At 40.9% G+C, this 19,384-nt stretch carries 21 protein-coding genes; 5 read left to right on the top strand and 16 right to left on the bottom strand.

Annotated elements, in window-relative coordinates; all coding sequences use genetic code 11:
• Positions 1 to 13: 13 nt before the first annotated feature.
• Positions 14 to 2,509: an EAL domain-containing protein gene (locus tag L3V41_RS14145; protein WP_237127966.1), complete on the top strand. Its 2,496-nt coding sequence runs from the start codon at positions 14 to 16 to the stop codon at positions 2,507 to 2,509.
• Here L3V41_RS14145 and L3V41_RS14140 read toward each other — a convergent pair.
• Together L3V41_RS14140 and L3V41_RS14135 are read right to left on the bottom strand one after the other, a co-directional pair.
• Positions 2,475 to 3,245 carry a CLCA_X family protein gene (locus tag L3V41_RS14140; protein ID WP_237127965.1) on the bottom strand — a complete coding sequence of 257 codons (771 nt, stop codon included), beginning with the start codon at positions 3,243 to 3,245 and terminating at the stop codon, positions 2,475 to 2,477. The genes L3V41_RS14145 and L3V41_RS14140 overlap by 35 nt on opposite strands.
• Before the next feature lie 5 nt (positions 3,246 to 3,250).
• Entirely contained in the window at positions 3,251 to 3,850 is a 600-nt protein-coding gene (locus L3V41_RS14135; protein WP_062568890.1) for a tRNA-uridine aminocarboxypropyltransferase, read from the bottom strand.
• A 122-nt stretch (positions 3,851 to 3,972) separates the two neighbouring features.
• On the opposite strand from L3V41_RS14135, the gene L3V41_RS14130 reads away from it, so the two are divergent.
• Both L3V41_RS14130 and L3V41_RS14125 read left to right on the top strand, forming a co-directional pair.
• The gene (locus L3V41_RS14130; protein WP_062568891.1) at positions 3,973 to 4,317 is read left to right on the top strand and encodes an Hpt domain-containing protein; all 345 of its coding nucleotides are present in this window, start codon (positions 3,973 to 3,975) and stop codon (positions 4,315 to 4,317) included.
• A 93-nt stretch (positions 4,318 to 4,410) separates the two neighbouring features.
• A complete protein-coding gene (locus tag L3V41_RS14125) occupies positions 4,411 to 5,628 on the top strand; it encodes a pyridoxal phosphate-dependent aminotransferase (RefSeq protein WP_062568892.1) in 1,218 nt (405 codons plus the stop codon).
• Positions 5,629 to 5,667: 39 nt separating this feature from the next.
• Here L3V41_RS14125 and L3V41_RS14120 read toward each other — a convergent pair whose 3' ends face one another.
• From L3V41_RS14120 to L3V41_RS14105, 4 genes are read right to left on the bottom strand one after another with little or no spacing between them, the layout of a single operon-like run.
• Complete coding sequence (locus tag L3V41_RS14120) at positions 5,668 to 6,135, bottom strand: glycine zipper 2TM domain-containing protein (RefSeq protein WP_062568893.1); 468 nt, start codon at positions 6,133 to 6,135, stop codon at positions 5,668 to 5,670.
• Between the two features lie 12 nt (positions 6,136 to 6,147).
• Positions 6,148 to 6,759, bottom strand: coding sequence for a penicillin-binding protein activator LpoB (lpoB, locus tag L3V41_RS14115; protein ID WP_237127964.1), 612 nt, complete (start codon positions 6,757 to 6,759; stop codon positions 6,148 to 6,150).
• A gap of 10 nt (positions 6,760 to 6,769) precedes the next feature.
• Positions 6,770 to 7,195 carry a YcfL family protein gene (locus tag L3V41_RS14110; protein ID WP_062568895.1) on the bottom strand — a complete coding sequence of 142 codons (426 nt, stop codon included), beginning with the start codon at positions 7,193 to 7,195 and terminating at the stop codon, positions 6,770 to 6,772.
• An 8-nt stretch (positions 7,196 to 7,203) separates the two neighbouring features.
• The gene (locus L3V41_RS14105) at positions 7,204 to 8,568 is read right to left on the bottom strand and encodes an adenine DNA methylase (protein WP_237127963.1); all 1,365 of its coding nucleotides are present in this window, start codon (positions 8,566 to 8,568) and stop codon (positions 7,204 to 7,206) included.
• A 138-nt stretch (positions 8,569 to 8,706) separates the two neighbouring features.
• Between L3V41_RS14105 and L3V41_RS14100 the strand changes: the two genes are divergently transcribed.
• Positions 8,707 to 9,561: a DMT family transporter gene (locus L3V41_RS14100; RefSeq protein WP_237127962.1), complete on the top strand. Its 855-nt coding sequence runs from the start codon at positions 8,707 to 8,709 to the stop codon at positions 9,559 to 9,561.
• On the opposite strand, the gene L3V41_RS14095 is transcribed toward L3V41_RS14100, so the two are convergent.
• The 7 genes from L3V41_RS14095 to L3V41_RS14065 all read right to left on the bottom strand — a co-directional run bounded on the left by L3V41_RS14095 (position 9,545) and on the right by L3V41_RS14065 (position 16,210).
• Entirely contained in the window at positions 9,545 to 10,237 is a 693-nt protein-coding gene (locus L3V41_RS14095; RefSeq protein WP_237115144.1) for a M15 family metallopeptidase, read from the bottom strand. The genes L3V41_RS14100 and L3V41_RS14095 overlap by 17 nt on opposite strands.
• Positions 10,234 to 11,364, bottom strand: coding sequence for a succinyl-diaminopimelate desuccinylase (gene dapE, locus L3V41_RS14090; protein WP_237127961.1), 1,131 nt, complete (start codon positions 11,362 to 11,364; stop codon positions 10,234 to 10,236). Before dapE ends, L3V41_RS14095 begins: the two co-directional genes overlap by 4 nt.
• The gene (locus L3V41_RS14085) at positions 11,364 to 11,708 is read right to left on the bottom strand and encodes an ArsC family reductase (protein WP_062568900.1); all 345 of its coding nucleotides are present in this window, start codon (positions 11,706 to 11,708) and stop codon (positions 11,364 to 11,366) included. Before L3V41_RS14085 ends, dapE begins: the two co-directional genes overlap by 1 nt.
• Before the next feature lie 5 nt (positions 11,709 to 11,713).
• Positions 11,714 to 12,211 (bottom strand): PTS glucose transporter subunit IIA, encoded by a 498-nt coding sequence (locus tag L3V41_RS14080; protein WP_237127960.1) that lies wholly within the window; start codon positions 12,209 to 12,211, stop codon positions 11,714 to 11,716.
• Between the two features lie 4 nt (positions 12,212 to 12,215).
• Entirely contained in the window at positions 12,216 to 12,608 is a 393-nt protein-coding gene (locus L3V41_RS14075) for an ACT domain-containing protein (protein WP_062568902.1), read from the bottom strand.
• 227 nt (positions 12,609 to 12,835) lie between these two features.
• Positions 12,836 to 14,992 carry a phosphate acetyltransferase gene (pta, locus tag L3V41_RS14070; protein ID WP_062568903.1) on the bottom strand — a complete coding sequence of 719 codons (2,157 nt, stop codon included), beginning with the start codon at positions 14,990 to 14,992 and terminating at the stop codon, positions 12,836 to 12,838.
• 3 nt (positions 14,993 to 14,995) lie between these two features.
• Entirely contained in the window at positions 14,996 to 16,210 is a 1,215-nt protein-coding gene (locus tag L3V41_RS14065) for an acetate kinase (RefSeq protein ID WP_062568904.1), read from the bottom strand.
• A 290-nt stretch (positions 16,211 to 16,500) separates the two neighbouring features.
• Here L3V41_RS14065 and yfbV point away from each other — a divergent pair, with 290 nt between their 5' ends.
• Positions 16,501 to 16,947, top strand: coding sequence for a terminus macrodomain insulation protein YfbV (yfbV, locus tag L3V41_RS14060; protein ID WP_062568905.1), 447 nt, complete (start codon positions 16,501 to 16,503; stop codon positions 16,945 to 16,947).
• Here the strand turns inward: yfbV and L3V41_RS14055 are convergent.
• Genes L3V41_RS14055 through xthA form a run of 3 tightly spaced genes read right to left on the bottom strand, consistent with a single transcriptional unit; the run spans position 16,944 to position 19,194 of the window.
• Positions 16,944 to 17,741 carry a putative RNA methyltransferase gene (locus L3V41_RS14055; RefSeq protein ID WP_237127959.1) on the bottom strand — a complete coding sequence of 266 codons (798 nt, stop codon included), beginning with the start codon at positions 17,739 to 17,741 and terminating at the stop codon, positions 16,944 to 16,946. The two genes, yfbV and L3V41_RS14055, sit on opposite strands and share 4 nt — an antisense overlap.
• Entirely contained in the window at positions 17,738 to 18,388 is a 651-nt protein-coding gene (locus tag L3V41_RS14050) for an energy-coupling factor ABC transporter permease (RefSeq protein WP_193988710.1), read from the bottom strand. The genes L3V41_RS14055 and L3V41_RS14050 overlap by 4 nt, the downstream gene beginning before the upstream one ends.
• Positions 18,385 to 19,194 (bottom strand): exodeoxyribonuclease III, encoded by an 810-nt coding sequence (gene xthA, locus L3V41_RS14045; protein WP_237115249.1) that lies wholly within the window; start codon positions 19,192 to 19,194, stop codon positions 18,385 to 18,387. Before xthA ends, L3V41_RS14050 begins: the two co-directional genes overlap by 4 nt.
• Positions 19,195 to 19,384 lie beyond the last annotated feature (190 nt).

Here is a 19,384-nt window from a genome sequence, read left to right as displayed (position 1 = left end):
GCACGGAGCTAAGATGCATTCATATAACATGCGCGTAGTAAGGTTTTATAAACAACTCGCTTGTGCGATATGTGCTATCTTGCTGTGTGTTTTATCCTCCTCAAGTTTTTCCTCTCAACTGCCTATTTGGTTGTTTCAGTCAAATGAGCCACTGAGTGTTTTGGCAGATAAACTTGATGAAAAACTGATTACACAAAGAAAATTACCCGCGAACAATACCGATACTCTTCGTATTAAAGCCAACCAATCATATTGGATGGTTATCGATTTACATCAACTGCCACATGCGCAAACTTATGTCGCCTATCTAGCTGAACCTAATTTAATGTGGAAGAAGTTTTATATTTTAGACAGTGCCTCAACAGCGAAAAATGATGCGCGGTTAATACCCTTACCAAGTTTATCAAATGTAAGGCCTCACTGGCTTATTGAGCATAGGTCTGAAAACCGTTGGGCATTGGTTAATTTTCAGCACGACAGGGATATCAACTTGCAATTAGGGGTCGTAAATTCCGAACGGTTTGAAATTAATTTACATAAAACAATACTGAGTTACGGTGCAATTATTGGTGTATTACTTATTTGTATATTTGTTTGCCTTGTCTACTATGCTGTTTCTAAAAGAGTAAAGTATTTATTTTTAAGTACGTACTTTGCTTTGGTAGGTATGAGCTTTTTAATTGATAACGGCTTAAGTGGTTATTTAGTTTCGGGTCTTGGCTGGTCGACCAAATGGCCTTTTTATGAATTTTCCCTTGGTTTTGTAAGTTACTTTTTATACGAGTTTTTAAATATTAAAAATAGCCGAAGCGGTTTAAATCAAACATGGTTAGTGGCAATAGTCATGTTTTTTGCTATTGCCTTGATGACATCATTCTTACCTGCATTTAATTTAAGCTGGGTTTATATCGTCAGCTGTAGCTGCTTTATTGTGTTGTCGGTTACGACGGCAGTTATATTAAACAAGCAGAAAAATCATCCAAGCTTGCTGCGTCAATGTATGCTGATAATTCTCTCATGTCAGTTTGCGAGTTTGCTTATTTGGAATGGTTTTGGTTTTGGAAAGCATGTAATACAAGATATTGTGCTATTGATAGGTTCATTGGCAATTTGTACGGTTTTATTGCTCAAAGACAGGCATCGCATAGCGTCATTTAACTATAGCCTCACCCATGATGCTGATACTCAATTACCTAACAAGCAATTGTTACTCGATGAAATGGTAAAAAAAGTCTCACAGAAGCAGCATTTTGCAATTATGCTGTTTAGGCCGCATGTGTTAACCAATGCACGGGCAACATTTGGTTATGACCATGCTAATCAGTGTATAAATACGACGCTTAATGCCCTCACTCAACAGCTTCAGTCAATTAATGCCCTAAAGTTAGAAACGCGTTCGGAGCAAGGGGTGTGGATTGCACGAATTGACGACAGCATTTTCGCGTGTGTCATTTTAGGGGAGCTTGAGCTTAGTCATATTGAACAGTTTGCTTGTGTTATACATGGGGTGTTTGAAGAGGGGATTTCGCATAATAATATCAAGTTAGTGGATTCGGTTGATATTGGTGTAGCGTACTACCCAATGCATGGCAATACCGCGAAACAAATTTTGCAATGTGCTATTCAAGCTATGAGTGAAAAGCAGGTTCAAGGTGAGCGCTGGCGAATGTTTGACTTAGAAAATGCGCGCTTGTCTGAGCAGCGTTTACTTATTGCAGCCTCACTAAAGAGTGCAATTGAAGAAGACCAACTAGCACTGTATTTTCAACCACAAGTTTGCTTAAAAACAGGGAATGTTGTCGGTTGTGAAGCCTTGCTGCGTTGGCAGCATCCCGCCTTAGGAGCGATTAGTCCAGAAGTGTTTATTCCTATTGCTGAATCATCAGGCGTTATTAATCAGTTAACAGAGTGGGTGGTAACGCGGGGAATTGAGTGGCAAGCAATATTTACTAAGCACATCCCAAATCATGTTATCTCTATTAATATATCAGCTAAAGACTTACTCAATAAAGATTTACCAGTGCTATTTATCACTAAGTTGAATGAGCAAGGTGTTGAGCCAAGCAGTGTGATGCTCGAGCTGACTGAATCAGCTACGTTGGAAGAGAGTAAAAAAATTAAAGTATTACTCAATGACTACAGACTCATCGGTGTTAAATTGGCTATTGATGATTTTGGCACTGGTTATTCTTCTTTGGCTTATTTAAGCCAACTGGGCTTTGATGAAGTAAAAATAGATAAGCAGTTTGTACTTAATTTGCAGTTTTCTAACAACGATAAAAGTATCTGTAAAGCAACCTGCGATATTGCAACGACACTAGGTGCGGAGGTGGTTGCCGAAGGGATTGAGGATGAGCAGAGTTTGGCTATTTTAAAAAGCTATGGCTGCCAAGTTGGTCAGGGATACTATTTTGCAAAGCCAATGTCTGCAGATGACTATGTGAGTTGGATCCAAAATTTCAAATCAATTGATATCAGCCTCGATGTAAAAGCGCACCTAGTTGATTAAAGTACAAGTGCATCATCTCAGTACATTGTAATGCATGGGTATCACTTGGGTATATTAAACCACTATCATTTAAGCCACTGACTAAGAAGGTATTAGTAATTGTTGTGTGTGTTGAAATACATTTTTCAAAACAACGTGCTGCTAGCTCTTCAGGCATGCTCATATACAGTTGCTGCATCGCTTTATCAAATTTAATGGATTGGTTTACATAGTCATTTGGATTTTTTCCATCAATATCTAAAAAAATATGCTGGAAAAATTGATCTAAGTAGCGATTTAACTGATGAGATAAGTTGGGGGTTTGTTGCAACCATAGAGCAGAGCAAAACTGCATGCTTTGCCGTTGTGGAAACATGTGCTGACAAATATGGTGGTCAAATGCATGAAACCACTCATGGGCAAGTGCTCCACCGCCTGCATTTTTAGCAAGAGCGAGAGTTTGACTATGCGCATTATAGTGAGCTTGTACGCCTTTTTGGCCACCATGACCAAATGCAAAATTTAGTTTTTTGCGCAGCCCAATCGCTTCAGGCGGTAATTGCAGAATTTGCGCAAGGTCTGCAAGTGCGTCATAGATGAGATTAGCTGCCAACAATCGCTCTTGTTTGTTAACCCAGTTACCCACAATCATGGTTCTAAAACCAAACGTATCACGAATTTCATCAAAGTCGACTTGATCATCAAATCGATAATTAGGGCCTTGACGGTTAAACCCTGCACTCAATCGTTTAGACACTCGCATTACAAGTAACGTGCCTTTACATGTTCTGGCATATGTTGAGTTTGTTTATCTATAAGTGCGTTAAGTAATTGATATAGAGGAGATACATCACAGTTTTCAATTAAGGCCAAGCTATGTGCCACGGCCTCTAAAGTCGATAAGCTATCAGCACGAGGTGCTTTACGTATTGTGTACTTGTTAGCAGGTAAGTGGTTGAAGCTGACGGCCTTAAATGACTCTAGGGTTGGGGTGAGTTTTAATATTTTAAATGCTTTTTTCCATGTCCCGTCAATCACGATTAAATGGGTCAATGAGCTTTTAAAGTCGTGCATAGCTTGACCTGAATCATCAAGCTTTAAAGAGTCATCACTTGGGTATAAAACGGCTGTTGTTGTTTTAGGGAGACTGGCTAGCACAGAGAAATCATTCTCAGACTCACCTTGAATAATTTCACAGTTCTTCAGCCCTAGTTGTAAAAGTCTTGCTGTGTTTTTAGCGACTTTTTCTTCACTTGGATGACGTAATATAATGATTTTTAGTTTATTATTAATTATGTTTATCGCATCGCATAGACATGTTCTTATCGAAAAGCCACAATGTGGGCAGAGTTCTCTAGCCATATAAACTTAGGTAAATTACTAATTTTTGCCTAGTATACATCAGTAAGAAGTAGTTTGCTTTTTTGATGTAAGCAACTAAAGTTGCGACTAGAGGGGATTATGTTTTTAATTAAGGGAAAAAGATGACGACGATCACAATAGACGAAAGTGCACTTGAAGGTATGGAATCGCTTTTAGGTGATCAATTTGCCGACACCTTGACCTTTTGCTGCAGTGAGTTTCAACGACTGAGCAATGAGGCACTCACTTGTATTGATGTTGATAATGAATCAGCGGCACGTCATGCACATAGCTTAAAATCTAATGCTGCTCAATTTGGCGCTATGAGTTTATCAGAACTTGCCCGTGAAATAGAGCAGGATCTCAATGAAGGGCAAGTGAGCAAAGCAAAAGCAAATTCACAAAACTTACAAGCGCAAGTTGAAGGCTCGCAAGAAAAATTGCAAGCATGGCTTGCTGCTCGCTAAAAACTTGAATTTATTTCAGTTATAACCTCAAAAATCCACTAGCGTGGTTGCCCTTTACTAGGTTAGTCTAAAGATTAATTAGTAGAGGTAACCATGTCACAAATAAAAAAGAGTCACAAACTAAACGGTGTCTGTTATGACATCCGTGGGCCTGTGCTTGCACAAGCTCGAAAAATGGAAGAAGAAGGGCAAAAAGTATTAAAACTTAACATTGGCAACCCTGCTGCCTTTGGCTTTGATATGCCTGAAGATATGCATAAAGATATCATCCGTAACTTGTATTCGGCCCAAGGCTACTGTGACTCTAAAGGCCTCTACTCAGCCCGTGTGGCTGTTTATCAACACTACCAGCAACGCGGTTTGTTTAATCTTGATGTCGATAATATCTATATCGGCAATGGGGTCAGCGAATTAATTCAAATGACCACACAAGCATTACTTGATAATGACGACGAAGTGCTTATTCCGGCACCGGATTATCCGCTATGGACGGCATCAGTTAAGTTAGCAGGGGGCAACCCTGTGCATTATCTTTGTGATGAAGAGCAAGATTGGTTTCCTGATATTGCGGATATAAAAAGTAAGATTACGTCAAAAACAAAGGCATTGGTGCTTATTAACCCGAATAACCCTACTGGGGCGGTGTACAGTGATGATCTTTTGATGGAGCTTATCAATATCGCCCGTGAGCATAAGCTATTATTATTAAGCGACGAAATTTACGAGAAAATTTTATACGATGGGGTTACCCATAGCTCCATTGGAGCACTGTGTGATGATGTACCCATTATTACTTTTAATGGTTTGGCTAAAACATACCGTGCTGCGGGTCTTCGTATGGGCTGGATGGTATTAAGTGGCCGCACCAGTATGATGGAAGATTTAAGTCGTGGTCTTGATATGTTGGCATCTATGCGCTTATGTGCAAACGTGCCTGCACAATATGCCATTCAACAGGCGTTAGGGGGTGTGCAGTCGATTGATAATCTGATTAACCCAGGTGGGCGATTGTATGTGCAACGTGATATAGCATGGCGTGGTTTAAATGCTATTGATGGCATTAGCTGTAAAAAACCCAAAGGGGCACTCTATGCATTTGCGAAAGTGGATACGGCGCACTTTAATATCAAAAACGATGAACGTATGATTTTAGATTTACTCAAAGCTGAGAAAATCTTGCTTGTGCATGGGCGCGCCTTTAATTGGCCAGATCCTGATCATTTCAGATTGGTATTTTTACCAAACAAAGATGATTTAACCGAAGCGATGAGTAAAATGCAGCGTTTTTTTGCTGACTACAGGCAAAGTTAAAAAAGCGAGCTTCGGCTCGCTTTTTAATTTCATTACAGATCAATAAGCTTTATCAACACGTACAGTATTGTCAGTTAGGTAGACTAAGCGGACCTTATCTCCTTGATTAAAGAGCATTTGGTTGTCTTTGTCTTGTACAACCATGTACTGTTCGCCATTTTCGACTTTGATCATTAACTCAACTAGCTGATATTGCACAACACGACTTGTTTGTTGACGGTTGTGAGCAACAGAGCCTCCAATCATTGAGCCCAAAATAGTCGCTACTGTACGGCCACTGCCGCCGCCAAATTGATTACCAATGACACCGCCAATAAGCGCACCGCCAAAGGTTTCCCAGCCGTTAGTTTTGTCTTTGACCAGTTCTTGTTCTGTTATCATTCTCACTGACTCTACAGAACCAAACAACACTTGCTGCACAGGAACAGCTTTGTTGCGTTGATAGTCGGCGTAACTTGGCGCGCTTAGTAATACACACGCAGTCAATAAACTAATCAGGTATTTCATATGTCCTCCTGACTACCAGCCAAAAGTTGATTTCTCACGTGTTTTACGAATTTCAGTTTCATCTGCCCATTCAACTAGGCCGCTTTTTAAGTCCATTAAGCGCATTGTAAATTTGTAATAGACATCAGACTTATCAGCATTTGATTTTACGATGCTCGATAGGTTGCCATATAGCATGTATTGTGCGCCCACTTGCTGCCCAAACGCGATTGCTGTATTTGGGTTGACTAGCGGGTCAACGTTCTGAAAGTTGAGTTGCTCACGAACAGCTTCAACGCGGGTCATATCAACAAAACGGAACTTACCACTGCGAAGTAATTGTGTAGAGATGGAATCGGTAATGGATTCTGTATCAATATGTTCACTGGTTTTGTTTTTAATACGTTCTACAAACACGATAGGGCGGCTATTCGCTGTAAGCGTACCAACCACAGGCGAGGCAAGCAATGAATCAGTCATTTGGCTCGCTACTTTTTGTAAGTCTGTTGAACCAAAATTGACATCAACTGTTTCAACCGCCTGAGCGTCACCATAGCTAACGACCGCTTTATTAGCACAACCAGAAAGCATCAGAGTGCTTGTTATTGCGATGGCCGCAGCCGACTTAACAGAAATTAATTTCATGGTAGTATCCTTAATCTTCAAATTCTTGTGCTTCTGTTGACACTTCACGCACAGCAAGCGAGAAGGTAACAGCATTTGCTGTCGGGGCTAAGCCCGGTAATTGAGTTTTTGCAAAACCAAATAGCTTGATAGCTTGCCAAGGGGAGTGGTTGCCTCTAATCATAAACCCATCAGCGTCGTACCAAGTGAATTGGTATTGCAGATACTGTGACTTTTTGTACTGACTAGCCAGTGTTACCACAACATCAGTTAGGCCGTTGGTTTGTCTGGTTTTAACGTCTGTTATGGCAAGTTTCTTAGCTAATTCAGGGTTATCGATAATTAATTGCTGGTTATACTGTTGACCTGTTTGCTCAACACCGATACCAGATGTGGTTGGGCGTGAGGAGCATGCCGTAACAAGCAAAATCATTAAAAGTGGCAGTATGTGTTTCATTATTGCTCCTAGAGTTGGACTATATGAGAGTCAAAATAGTTATTAATAGACGTTAGAAAGATAAAGGTTAACCCTTGCTTACTAACAGTAAAATCAAGGTCGTTATGTCCTTTGATTTTCAAAGTATGTGAACCTGAAGCTAAACGTGTTCGAGCGATACTTAGTTGGCTTGGAAGAGTTGACCAACTGCGCGTATCCGCTTGCTCGGAGGCAAGGTTGTAAATATTTGCTAAAATATTGCCCACATCTCCGCCACTTCTTGCAAGTTCAGCGCGCATTTTTTCTTTCGCAATAAGTCGCAATACCTGGCGTGATATACGACCAGCGCTTTGATCTTCAAGTGTTTTGGCTGCTAACGCTTCAAGACGAACTATCGGTTTCAGCTCCAAGCTTTTGTCTTCTAGTTGCACTGTGTTTTCAGTTACCGAGAAGGGCGTATCTGCATAAATAGGCAGTGCTAAACTATAAAATCGGGCATCACCTCGGGAGGTGTAAATAGGCAGCCTTAAATTGAAAGCATGTTTTTGGGCAATGAGGCCTTGCTCTGCAATAATAATGACCTGTCCGTGATTCTTATCCGTAACACTTAGCTCACCATATTGTTGGCTGAAACGCTCATACTCTTGGGCAAACCCTTGCTTTTTAGCGAGTCGCAAAACATCTTGTTGAAGATATTGATTATCTGGATTTATTTCTAATGCCTTTTTGTAATCAATATAAGCATCATCAAATTGTTTATTTGCCTCATAAAGCACTGCTGATAAGTAGAAAGTAAAGGCATTTTGAAAACCATTTTTTACATTACCAATTAATGCATCCATACTTGGATAACCTTGCGCTGCTTTTTTTGCTTGTTCATCAACAATGGCTTGGTTTTCTTTTAGTGCGTCCTCTTGTACTTTATTTGCTCGTCTTACTTCTACAAGTGCCGATTCCAATTGCGAATTAAACACATAGCTGAGTGCTTTATAGCTATGCAGCATAGTCATCTCATAGGCTGCGGGCTGATAGCTTATAACAGTATCATTTGTTAAAAGCGAGTTGCTTTGTTCTAACCCTGCGCTAAGTTGTAATTTAGCAGCTTGGCGCTTATCTTCTACACGTTTGTAAATTGTCTCGAATGTTTCATTCGATGCGTCGTTTTGCTGGGCTAAAAAATCCAGTCGCGCACTTTCTAACTGATTCAGTAAGTAATTGCTGTGCGATGAACTCGTACTAGGTAATAATTGCTTAGCATTGCTAATATTATTTTGCCTGACAGCTTGTCGTACAGGCTTAAGCTGCGTTGCATAATCTTGGAATAGATCAGTAATACCTATGGTGCTGCAACCTGATAAAAAGCTAACCGCTCCTATAAACAAACATCGACGCACTGAGCACTCCTTTTAAACACTTTGATTAGATTAGCATATGCGCCTTAACCTTCTATGATAAATTATGTAAAAAATCGTAAGTTATTGACGATAAAACGGGTCTCTTATACGAATAAATAGAATAAGGATAACTGAATTTTGTTTGCCACTATCTTATATACATTTTTAGCGCTCAGTGCCTTTGCTGCAAACTCACTATTATGTCGAATGGCATTGCACAGCGGGGACATTGACCCTTGGAGCTTTACAGCAATTAGGCTATTTAGTGGTGCCATCATGCTACTCTTACTTTTTAGCTGGCAAGTAAAAAGAGTGGCAAGCGACGAGCCTGTCGATAAAGGAAATAATATAAGTGCTGTAAGTTTGTTCATCTATGCCGTTTGTTTTTCAGTCGCTTACGTAGAACTTGATACTGGAACGGGGGCACTAATTTTGTTCTCGGCAGTACAGTTGACGATGATAGGCTACAGTATTTTCAATAAAGAGCGCTTATCGTTATTGCAGTGGGTTGCTTTAATTGTTGCATTCGCTGGATTCATTTACTTAATGTTACCTTCAGCAGCTGTCCCTTCTTTATTACCTGCCATCCTTATGACATTAAGTGGTGCGGCATGGGGAGTATATAGTATTCGCGGTAAACAATGTCGCGCTCCTTTACAAGCCACAACGTTTAACTTTTTAAGAAGCCTTATTTTTGTACCCGCGCTTATTTTTGCCGCTTTTTTTCAATGGCCTTCTATCTCTTTCAGCGGTATCGCGCTTGCAGTTGCGTCTGGGGCGCTTGCATCTGGTGTGGGTTATAGTATTTGGTATTTGGCCCTACCAAAGCTAAAAAGTAGTCAAGCTGCTGTTGTGCAATTGACAGTGCCTGTACTTGCCATTGTTGCAGGAATGTTTTTTTTAAACGAACAAATTACATTGCAATTAATGGTAGCAAGCGCCCTTATTTTAGGCGCTGTATTAGTGTTTTTACTTACTAAAAAGCACGTTTAGGTTGGTTAATATTTGTTACGAAGCGCTCATACAGGCTGCTGAGGTTTTCTAGCACCGCATGTTTACCTGCAATTTCGCTGTTTGTAATTCTGTCTTTTAATGTGTTTAAGGATAAGTACTGCATCATCACTTGGGATTGTGTAATATGACTAATATGCCAAGGTTCTGGTGCAACACCTCCTTTATATTCTTGATAAGGGCGATAAAAACCATAGCGCTCGAGATTCTGCTCAAGCCAGTCGTTAAGCTCAGCAAATGGGCCATCACACGCGTATTCATCAGGTGTAAGCTGAAGCTGGTAGTCATCATTAATCGCATTTGCGTCGTAAATATCGAGATCGGTGCCAAAATGGTGTCTGCTTGCTCCTGGTAGAGCTGAATAAAGCATGATTGCATGGCACTTTTGTGTATCACTAAGACTCTGTAAGTCCAAAATTTTTTGATCAAGAGTATAAACAGGACGCAAAGCTTGAAATTTCGCATTCCAAATAGCGCTTTGACGCTGAAAATCGCGAAAGCTTGAGGCAATCGCAAGTTCAATACCTGCTTTTTTAGCTGCCTGTTGTAGCGCCAAAAAATCATCAACAATATCAACATGCAAACGATGTTTTTGTAGCTCGACTAAATGCGAACTACTTAACCCAGTTGCGCAAAGTGCTAATTCAGCCTGGTTCATGTTAGTAGTTGCTCTAAAATCGCTTCGTAGATATCTGCAAGTTGAATTAAATCATCTGTACTGACACACTCATCTACTTTATGAATCGTTTCGTTACGCGGGCCAAGCTCAATGACTTTGGCACCTGTTTGGGCGATAAAGCGGCCGTCAGATGTTCCACCTGTGGTTTCAAGCGCTGTGTCGCGCCCAGTTACCTGCTTAATAGCGCTTACTGTTGCATCAACCAGTGGACCATGATCGGTTAAAAACGGTAGTCCATTTACTATCCAATTGAGTTCGTAATTAAGGTCATGCTTTTCAACAATATCAACTACTCGTTGCTGAAGTTGCTGATGGGTAACTTCAGTGCTAAAGCGGAAGTTAAATTGAATTTCAAGCTCACCAGGGATCACATTACCAGCACCTGTGCCGCCATTAATATTTGAAACCTGAAAGCTTGTTGCAGGGAAAAACTCATTCCCCTGATCCCACTCGGTTTGACTCAACTCAGTTAAAGCAGGGGCGGCTAGGTGAATTGGGTTTTGCGCTAGGTGCGGGTAAGCAACATGGCCTTGCACACCTTTAACGGTTAAAAAGCCAGTTAAAGAACCACGACGACCATTTTTAACCACATCACCCAGCTCATCTCGTGACGATGGCTCGCCAACAAGGCACATATCAATTTTTTCTCCACGTGCTTCTAGGGTGTCGATCACACGCGTCGTGCCGTTGATAAATGGGCCTTCTTCATCAGAGGTAATTAAAAACGAAATTGAGCCTTTATGGTCTGGGTGCTTAGCCACAAAGCGTTCAGTAGCAATAACCATAGCGGCTAAAGAGCCTTTCATGTCGGCGGCACCACGACCATGTAGTATGCCGTCTTTTACCAGTGCTGAAAAAGGCGGGTGCTGCCAATTTTTTGCAGGGCCTGTGGGGACAACATCTGTGTGACCTGCAAAACAAAAGTGTGGTGATTCTTTACCTTTACGTGCCCATGTATTTAATGTGTCAGTGAAAAACAGCGACTCAATATTAAAGCCCAGCTTTTCAAGGCGCTCATTCATTAACGCTTGGCAACCGGCATCTTCAGGCGTCACTGATTCACGCTGAATAAGTGCTTGAGCAAGTTTAATAACAGGGTGAGTCATCAGGCAAAAATCTCATCGTATTGAGCTGCTTTAAAACCTAAATGGTATTGGCCGTTATGAACCAGTACAGGTCGCTTGATCATCGCAGGTTGTTCCACAAGCAATGCTAATGCAGATTCTTTATCTAAATTTTGTTTTTGTTCATCAGATAATTGACGGTATGTTGTACCACGTTTATTTACTAAATCTTGCCAATCAATATGCTGTGCAAATTCATTAATAAGCTCAGCAGTGATACCGTCTTTACGGTAGTCATGGAAAGTGAACTCTTGATTGTTATCAGATAAAAATTTTTTCGCTTTTTTAATTGTATCGCAATTGCTGATACCGTACATGATAGTCATAAAATCTACTTTTTTGTCACAGTGAGTAATGTATCTACCCCAGCACTAACCTGAGATAGAGAGTAATATAAAGGGCCAAGTTGCTGGCTGTTAAGTACGCATAAGGTTGCGATCATAGGTGATGAAAGCTCACGTAAATCGAAATAAGCAAGTCGTTCGCCTTGGCTTATCTTGCTGTCATTAAGCTTGGCAATCCTTGTGTGGTTGATATGTTCGCTCAACGATGAAAAATGTAAATTGATTAATATTTTCAGCCCATTTTTTGCCTGTAATATATATTCTTTTCCGGCATTTTTTACTTGCAGTAGAGTGCCATCAAAGGGAGCGACTATATTATGGCTGGTTAATTCAACGCTGATACTTGGCCCTAGAGTCGAAAATCTAAAAAAAGCCTCAGGGTGTTCGCTTATAGGTTTAACTCGGCCCGTGAATGGGCTTTTTATAGCCATCACTTGGTTTTTACGCAAGGCGCGTTGACTCTGATAGGTTACTTCTTTATTCATAAGACTATTTAGTATTTCCTAACACATGATAACCATCTTTTTTCAGTGCCGAAATTGCTTTTTCAATGCTGTGCTTTTTAACTAAAACATAATCTGTATCATAAGTTGAAAGAGCGAAAATAGAGATAGATGCTTTAGCAAGTACGCCAGAAATATTAGCCATTATACCTGTTAGAGAAAAGCCCAGCGGGCCAATGACTTCCAGTGCTTGCCAGTCGGTTTCAGCATCTAGGCTATCAATTGTAAAGCTGCTAGGGCAGACAATAGATAATTCATCAGCGGTCTTTGCAATAAAAAATATGCTTTCTTTAAGCAATGCAGGAGGGATAGTGGCATCGACATCAAGGCTATGAATTGTGAGCTCTGTACTATGAAGTTGCAGCGTTTGCTTTGACATCTGTGATCCTATCTATGAAGCCGATAATTAATAGTATACCCAAATCACTTAAAAATACGAGCTATCAACAAGAGATTAAATGTAATTAGGAAGCACGGGATTACGCCATTTAGATTTCCATTAATCTTGTCCACAGAATCTGTGGATAAATATGGGAATAGGTCAGTATAAAGAAGGTAATAGGCTAATTTATAACGGTTTTATAAATTAGCCTAATTTTTGATGGGTTAGTTTTCTATGCTTTCAACTTGCTTAGCTTGAATCGCAGTAAGGGCAATGGTGTAAACGATATCGTCTACTAATGCACCACGGCTCAAGTCATTTACCGGCTTACGCATACCTTGCAGCATTGGGCCAATACTAATTAAATCGGCACTACGTTGAACGGCTTTATAAGTTGTATTACCGGTATTTAAATCAGGGAATACAAACACTGTTGCTTTACCTGCAACTGGGCTGTCAGGTGCTTTTTTGATTGCTACGTTTTCCATGATAGCGGCGTCGTATTGAAGTGGGCCGTCAATCACTAAGTCAGGGCGTTTTTGCTGGGCAAGTTTCGTGGCTTCACGCACTTTTTCCACATCCGCACCTGAGCCCGAAGTGCCCGTGCTGTAGCTGATCATCGCAACGCGAGGCTCTATACCAAATGCGGCGGCTGAATCAGCTGATTGAATTGCAATATCGGCCAGTTGCTCTGCTGTTGGGTCTGGATTGATAGCACAGTCACCATAAACCAGCACTTGGTCAGGTAACAGCATAAAGAAGACTGACGATACTAACGACGAGCCCGGTGCCGTTTTAATTAACTGTAGCGGTGGGCGAATCGTATTTGCTGTAGTGTTAACAGCACCTGATACCAAGCCATCTACTTTACCTTGTTCAAGCATCATGGTGCCGAGTACAACGTTATCAAGCAGTTGTTCTTGGGCAACCACTTCAGTTAAGCCTTTGTTTTTACGGATTTCGACCATAGGCGCGACGTAATCGTTGATGACATCACTAGGTTCAACAATGGTTACATTATCGTTAAGCTCAACACCTTGTTGTTCAGCAATACGTAAAATTTCTTCTTTGTCACCAAGTAGAATTGTTTTTGCAATACCACGTTGACCACAAATTGCCGCAGCTTTAATCGTGCGCGGCTCATTTCCTTCGGGTAATACTACAGTTTTATTCGCTTGACGGGCTTTATCGGTTAGTAAATAACGGAACGCGGGTGGTGACATTTTACGAGTACGGCCAACACTTTGTGCAAGGCTATCTAACCAGTCTGAATCAATGTGACTGGCGTTGTGATCTTTTACTTTATCGATACGTTGATCATCATCACAGGGTACTTCCATATTGAAATTATGAAGTAATAATGATGTGCGCCACGTATCTTCTTTTGTTGCAAGAATAGGCAGGCCCGTATCCATAGCTTGTTCGCATAATTTCATGATGCGATCTTCAGGCTTAAAGCCACCGGTTAATAAAATAGCCCCAATTTTTGTACCATTCATGGCTGATAAACAAGCGGCAACTAGAACATCAGAACGATCCCCTGGAGTTACTAGCAAGGCTCCTGGGGTAAAGTGACTTAAAATATTGGATACTGTACGGGCGCAGAAAGTCACGCGGCGCAAACGACGGTGAGCCATGTCGCCTTCGTTAATAACTTCTGCCTTTAAGTATTCACACAAATCACGGACACGCGGTGCAACGAGATCGAAATCCCATGGAATTGACCCTAATAACTTAAATGGGTGCTTTCTGAAAATAGGCAGTGATGCTAAACGGTTTAATTCGTTTTCAAGTTGTTCAGGCTCATGGGCTTCAACAAGGTCAGCACGGGCTCGACCTTCGTCATCGAGAGGTGCATTCACTTTATTGAAAATACAACCTAACACACGAGGGTGATTAACACCGCCATAATTACCTGCAGCAATTTCTAAACGGTCTTCAATTTGGTCATTGCTATCGTTACTTGGTGTTAGAACAAAAACAATATCAGCACCGAGTGTTTGCGCGATCTCACGGTTTACACGTCCCGCATAAGGCTGGCGACGTGTTGGCACCATACCTTCAATAATGGCAATTTCGTCTTCTTTGATGGTGTTTTCAAAGCGCTCTACGATTTCTTCTAGTAAGTCGTCGCCTTTACCGTCACCAATCATTTGTTCAGCATAGCCAAGATCGAATGGTGTAGGTGGATTAATTGGCGAGCCATGGGTGACAATTTGCGTTGATTTCTCGGGGCCTGTATCGCCAGAGCGCGGCTGCGCAATAGGTTTGAAAAAGTTTACTTTAAGTGCTTTTTGCTCAAGCGCACGCACTAAACCAACAGAAACAGATGTTAAACCAACCCCAGTTGAAATAGGGATCAACATAATTCTACGTGCCATTACTTAAGCCTCCTTCGCAATACGGGCCGCATCATTGGCAATTACCCATTCTTCGTTAGTAGGGATCACAAACGCTTTAGCATGCGCTTGTCCTTTTGAGATTAAGCCTTCTTTACCAAAGCGTGCAGCTAAGTTCGCAGTTTCATCACACTCAAGACCTAAAAAGCCTAAATGAGTGATTACTTTGTCACGAATGATATCTGAGTTTTCACCGATGCCACCAGTAAAAATAAGCGCATCAAGGCGTTGTAGAGGCACCAAGAATGCAGCAATTTGTTTTGCTAAGCGGTAGCAGAAAATATCGAGGGCAAGATTTGCCTGTGGATGGCCTTCAACAGCGGCTTCTTCGATAGTGCGACAGTCATTTGATAATTCACTAATGCCTAACAAGCCACTTTGCTTATTAAGTAAGTCATCAATTTCTTGCACTGAATAATTAAGTTGCTGAGTTAAGAAGGTGAATAAGCCAGGGTCGATGCTACCGCTTCGGGTACCCATCACTAAACCTTCAAGCGGCGTAAGGCCCATACTGGTATCAACGCTTTTACCATCTTTAATCGCACACACTGAACAACCATTACCTAAATGCGCACTGATCACATTGGTTTGCTCGCGTTCTTTGCCAAGTAATTTTGCTGCTTCGCCGGCAACATAATAATGGCTTGTACCATGAAAACCATAGCGCCTTACGCCATGCTCTTTATAAAGCGCGTAAGGTAGGGCGTATAAGTAAGCAATATTTGGCATGGTTTGATGAAACGCCGTATCAAATACGGCAATTTGCGGCAGCGATGAAAAGGCTTGCATTGCAGTACGAATACCTAATAAATTAGCTGGATTATGAAGTGGCGCGAGGGTCGCTGTTTTTTCAATCTCTGTTAATACGTTATCATCAATTAATACTGACTCAGTAAAATGTTCACCGCCATGCACAACCCGATGCCCCACGGCAACTAAGTTATCTTCAAGGCCCAAGCTTTTGACTAAGTTAACAAGTTTATTTATTGCAGCATCATGGGCTTGACCCTTTGCCAATTCAACATGTTGTTTTTCACCTTTATATTTATATTTGATTGAAGGCGTGTCAGAACCAAGGCGTTCAGCTAAACCTGAAATAACTTCGTCAGAAGTGGTGGCATCTAAAATGGCAAATTTTAAACTTGAACTACCACAGTTCAGTACTAAAACATGTTGTGGTGAGCAAAGGGGCGTTGGCATAGCTAGGTCCTAAAAGTACGATATCAGTCAGTGTGTATTAAGGCTTGATAATTAGAATTCTTTGCCAGTATAGTAAATAAGTATTTTGTTGCTACACTTAACAAAGCTAGGCTGTAATTATACTAAAGTCTGGTTGACTTAAGCCGATAACATTTTATCTCATTTAGACTTTAAACGTTAGTCCGATTAACATTAATTTGGTATAAAAACGAGGACAGGTTTTGCAGGGATTGTATCCGGGAGTGTGTTACACTCGGTTGTGAAACAAGATGAAAACCCTAGGAGTGATGATGCAAAAAAGTGTCATGTCACAAGTGCAAACAGGTCGTCAATACGCTAAAAAATGGCCAATGCGACAAGAGCTCGCTCCCATGTTTGCTGAATTTAGAGTGATCAAAGCCACAGATCTGGCAATTACAGTGATGCCAATTTTGGCTATGCTGACTGTTTTTATGCAAGTTAACTATTTAGGTAGTGATTATTTCCCGCAGGCAATTACTATTGCGCTATTCTTTTTGTCGCTACCGTTTCAAGGTTTATTGTGGTTAGGCCGCCGTGCAGAAACCCGATTAGAGCCAGCGATGCTAAGTTGGTACACCGAGCTGCACAGTAAAATGAAGGCGCATGGTTATCAGTCTCAATTAACGACTGAAAAACCACGTTATTCAGATTTAGCTCAATTATTAAAAGATATGTTCGAAAAAATGGATAAAGCTTTCACTAAAGAACACTTCTAATCGCTAATAAACTGGCTCACATAAAACGATAACGTTACTTTTTGTGGGCCTTGTTGTTCTATTTGCTGCCAATGCTCTGGGCGAAATTTCCAGGCAAACGGTGTCATCATAATTAAATGTTTAATCTCTTCTACTGATAGTAACACCTGTTGCTCTAATAATTTTGTCGATTCTTTGCTAAAGCCTGCTGGTGGCTCTATCTCTGTGTGCGGTTTTACATCGGCATAAATAAACGCTTTTAACTCTTTAAGGTGCCAAGGGCCAGGACTTGCAACAATTAAACTAGCTTGCGACTTGGCAAGGCGGGCAAGTTCTTGTGCAAATAAAGGGGCAAACACACTAACAAGCACATCAGCCTGCGCATCCGCAAAAGGGGCTTGGCTAATTGACGCGACACTAAAATGCGCATTTTCATAACGCTTAGCGGCGTATTTTACGGCGGGCTTCGAAATATCAACACCATATACATCGGCATTCGATTGCGCTGCAATGGCTTGGGTATAGAAGCCTTCACCACACCCTAAATCAATCACTGAACTTGGTTCGAGAGATGCCACTAGCTCTGCTAAAGCTTGCTGTAAAAAACCATAGTGCCCCGCATTTAAAAATGCGCGTCGCGCTTGCACCATTTCAAGATTATCACCCGGTTGTTTAGACTTTTTATTTTGTACGGGCAGTAAATTGACATAACCCTCTTTGGCGATATCAAAGCTGTGGTTATTGTTACAGCGGTAAGTTTTATCCTTGAGTGTAAGCTCAAGTTTGCAAAGCGGGCAGTGATAGTGAAGACTCATGAGTCTAAATAGTCCTTATCATAAAAGGTTTTAACCCAATGAGGGCGATAGGTGATCATTAAGGTAATAGCCATGCCATTGAGCATTGCTTCAGGAAACCAAATTATCGCACATAGAATGAGGTAGTTTTCTGAAATCTCAATAAAACTGTAATCACCAAGCAAGTAATAAAGCACACCACTGGTGAGTATTTTAATACAGGCGATAACAGCAGCGGTTAAAAACGCGCATAAAAAGATATAAATAAAAAAATGTCTTGGTAAGTAGGTATAACAAAGCACAAAACACAAATAGCTCAACGTAATTGGTAAAAAAGCAGTAAACAGTAAATGCACGGGCAATAAAGCCATAGGCAACTGAGCAACTAGTACCAACAGTAAACTTGCAAGGGCACTTGCAAAAATGGCTAATCGCCAACCTAAAATCAGGGTCACAGCAGTAACCCCTAAAATATGCAATTCAAGGCCTGGCAATATCCCCGCTTTAATGCGCCACAGTACTGCAAGTACCAAAGCACAGGCGAGCACACCAACTTGTCTTATTGGCGTTGCCAATAATTGCGATGCGCTTTGTTTATCAAAACTTAGCCAAAGTATTAAAGCCACACAGCTCCATAAAGGGAGCTGCCATTGCATAGTGTCTATCATGCGTTAAATGTTGACCATATTGGCGCATGATCAGAAGGTTTTTCGATACCACGTAATTCGTAATCGATACCAGACTCAACACAACGCTCAGCAAGGGCTGGAGTTGCTAAAATTACATCGATACGTAGGCCTCGGTTGTCATCAAAACCTTTTGAGCGGTAATCAAACCACGAGTATTGTTCAACTTTTTCAGGGTAAAGTTCACGGAAGGTATCTTTAAAGCCCCAGTTTAATAATGTACTTAACCATTCACGCTCTTCTGGTTGAAAAGAGCACTTACCAGTCTTTAACCAGCGTTTGCGGTTTGGTTCACCAATACCAATGTCGAGATCAGTAGGTGAAATATTAATGTCGCCCATCACAATAACATCTTCCTCAGGCGTGTGATTGACTTCTAAGTGGGTCATTAAATCTTTATAGAACTGACGTTTGTAAGGGAATTTAATTTCGTGAGCAATATTATCGCCCTGTGGAAAGTAACCATTCATAACAGTTAAGTCACGGCCATTCTGTTGGGTTACAGTCACGCTGATCATACGACGTTGCGACTCGTCTGTATCAGTTGCAAAGCCTTTCATTACCGATTTAGGTTCTTGTTTACATAACATTGCCACGCCGTAATGGGCTTTTTGACCGTGAAAATAAACGTGATAACCCATTTTTTGCACGTCTTCGAGTGGGAAAGCTTCATCATGAACTTTGATTTCTTGTAAGCCAATGATATCTGGTTGATGTTTATCTATCACCGCTTGTAGTTGATGTAAGCGAGCGCGAAGTCCATTTATGTTGAACGAGATAACCTTCATCATGCACCTTAGTTTATTTTTCTTTAAAGGAAGTAACGTAATTCTACCATCAAATGTGGCGCTATTCATGAGCAAAGAAAGAAAAATGCACTGTTTAAATGTTGATCAATTGAGGGTTTAGTTAAACGCATTGTTAACTCGATATTAATTAAAATATTAAATAATATATTTAATTGATTTGTTCTTTTTT

The sequence above is a fragment of the Pseudoalteromonas sp. L21 genome, from assembly GCF_021728035.1.
GTDB lineage: Bacteria > Pseudomonadota > Gammaproteobacteria > Enterobacterales > Alteromonadaceae > Pseudoalteromonas > Pseudoalteromonas arabiensis.
This window is presented reverse-complemented; position numbering and strand designations above follow the sequence as displayed.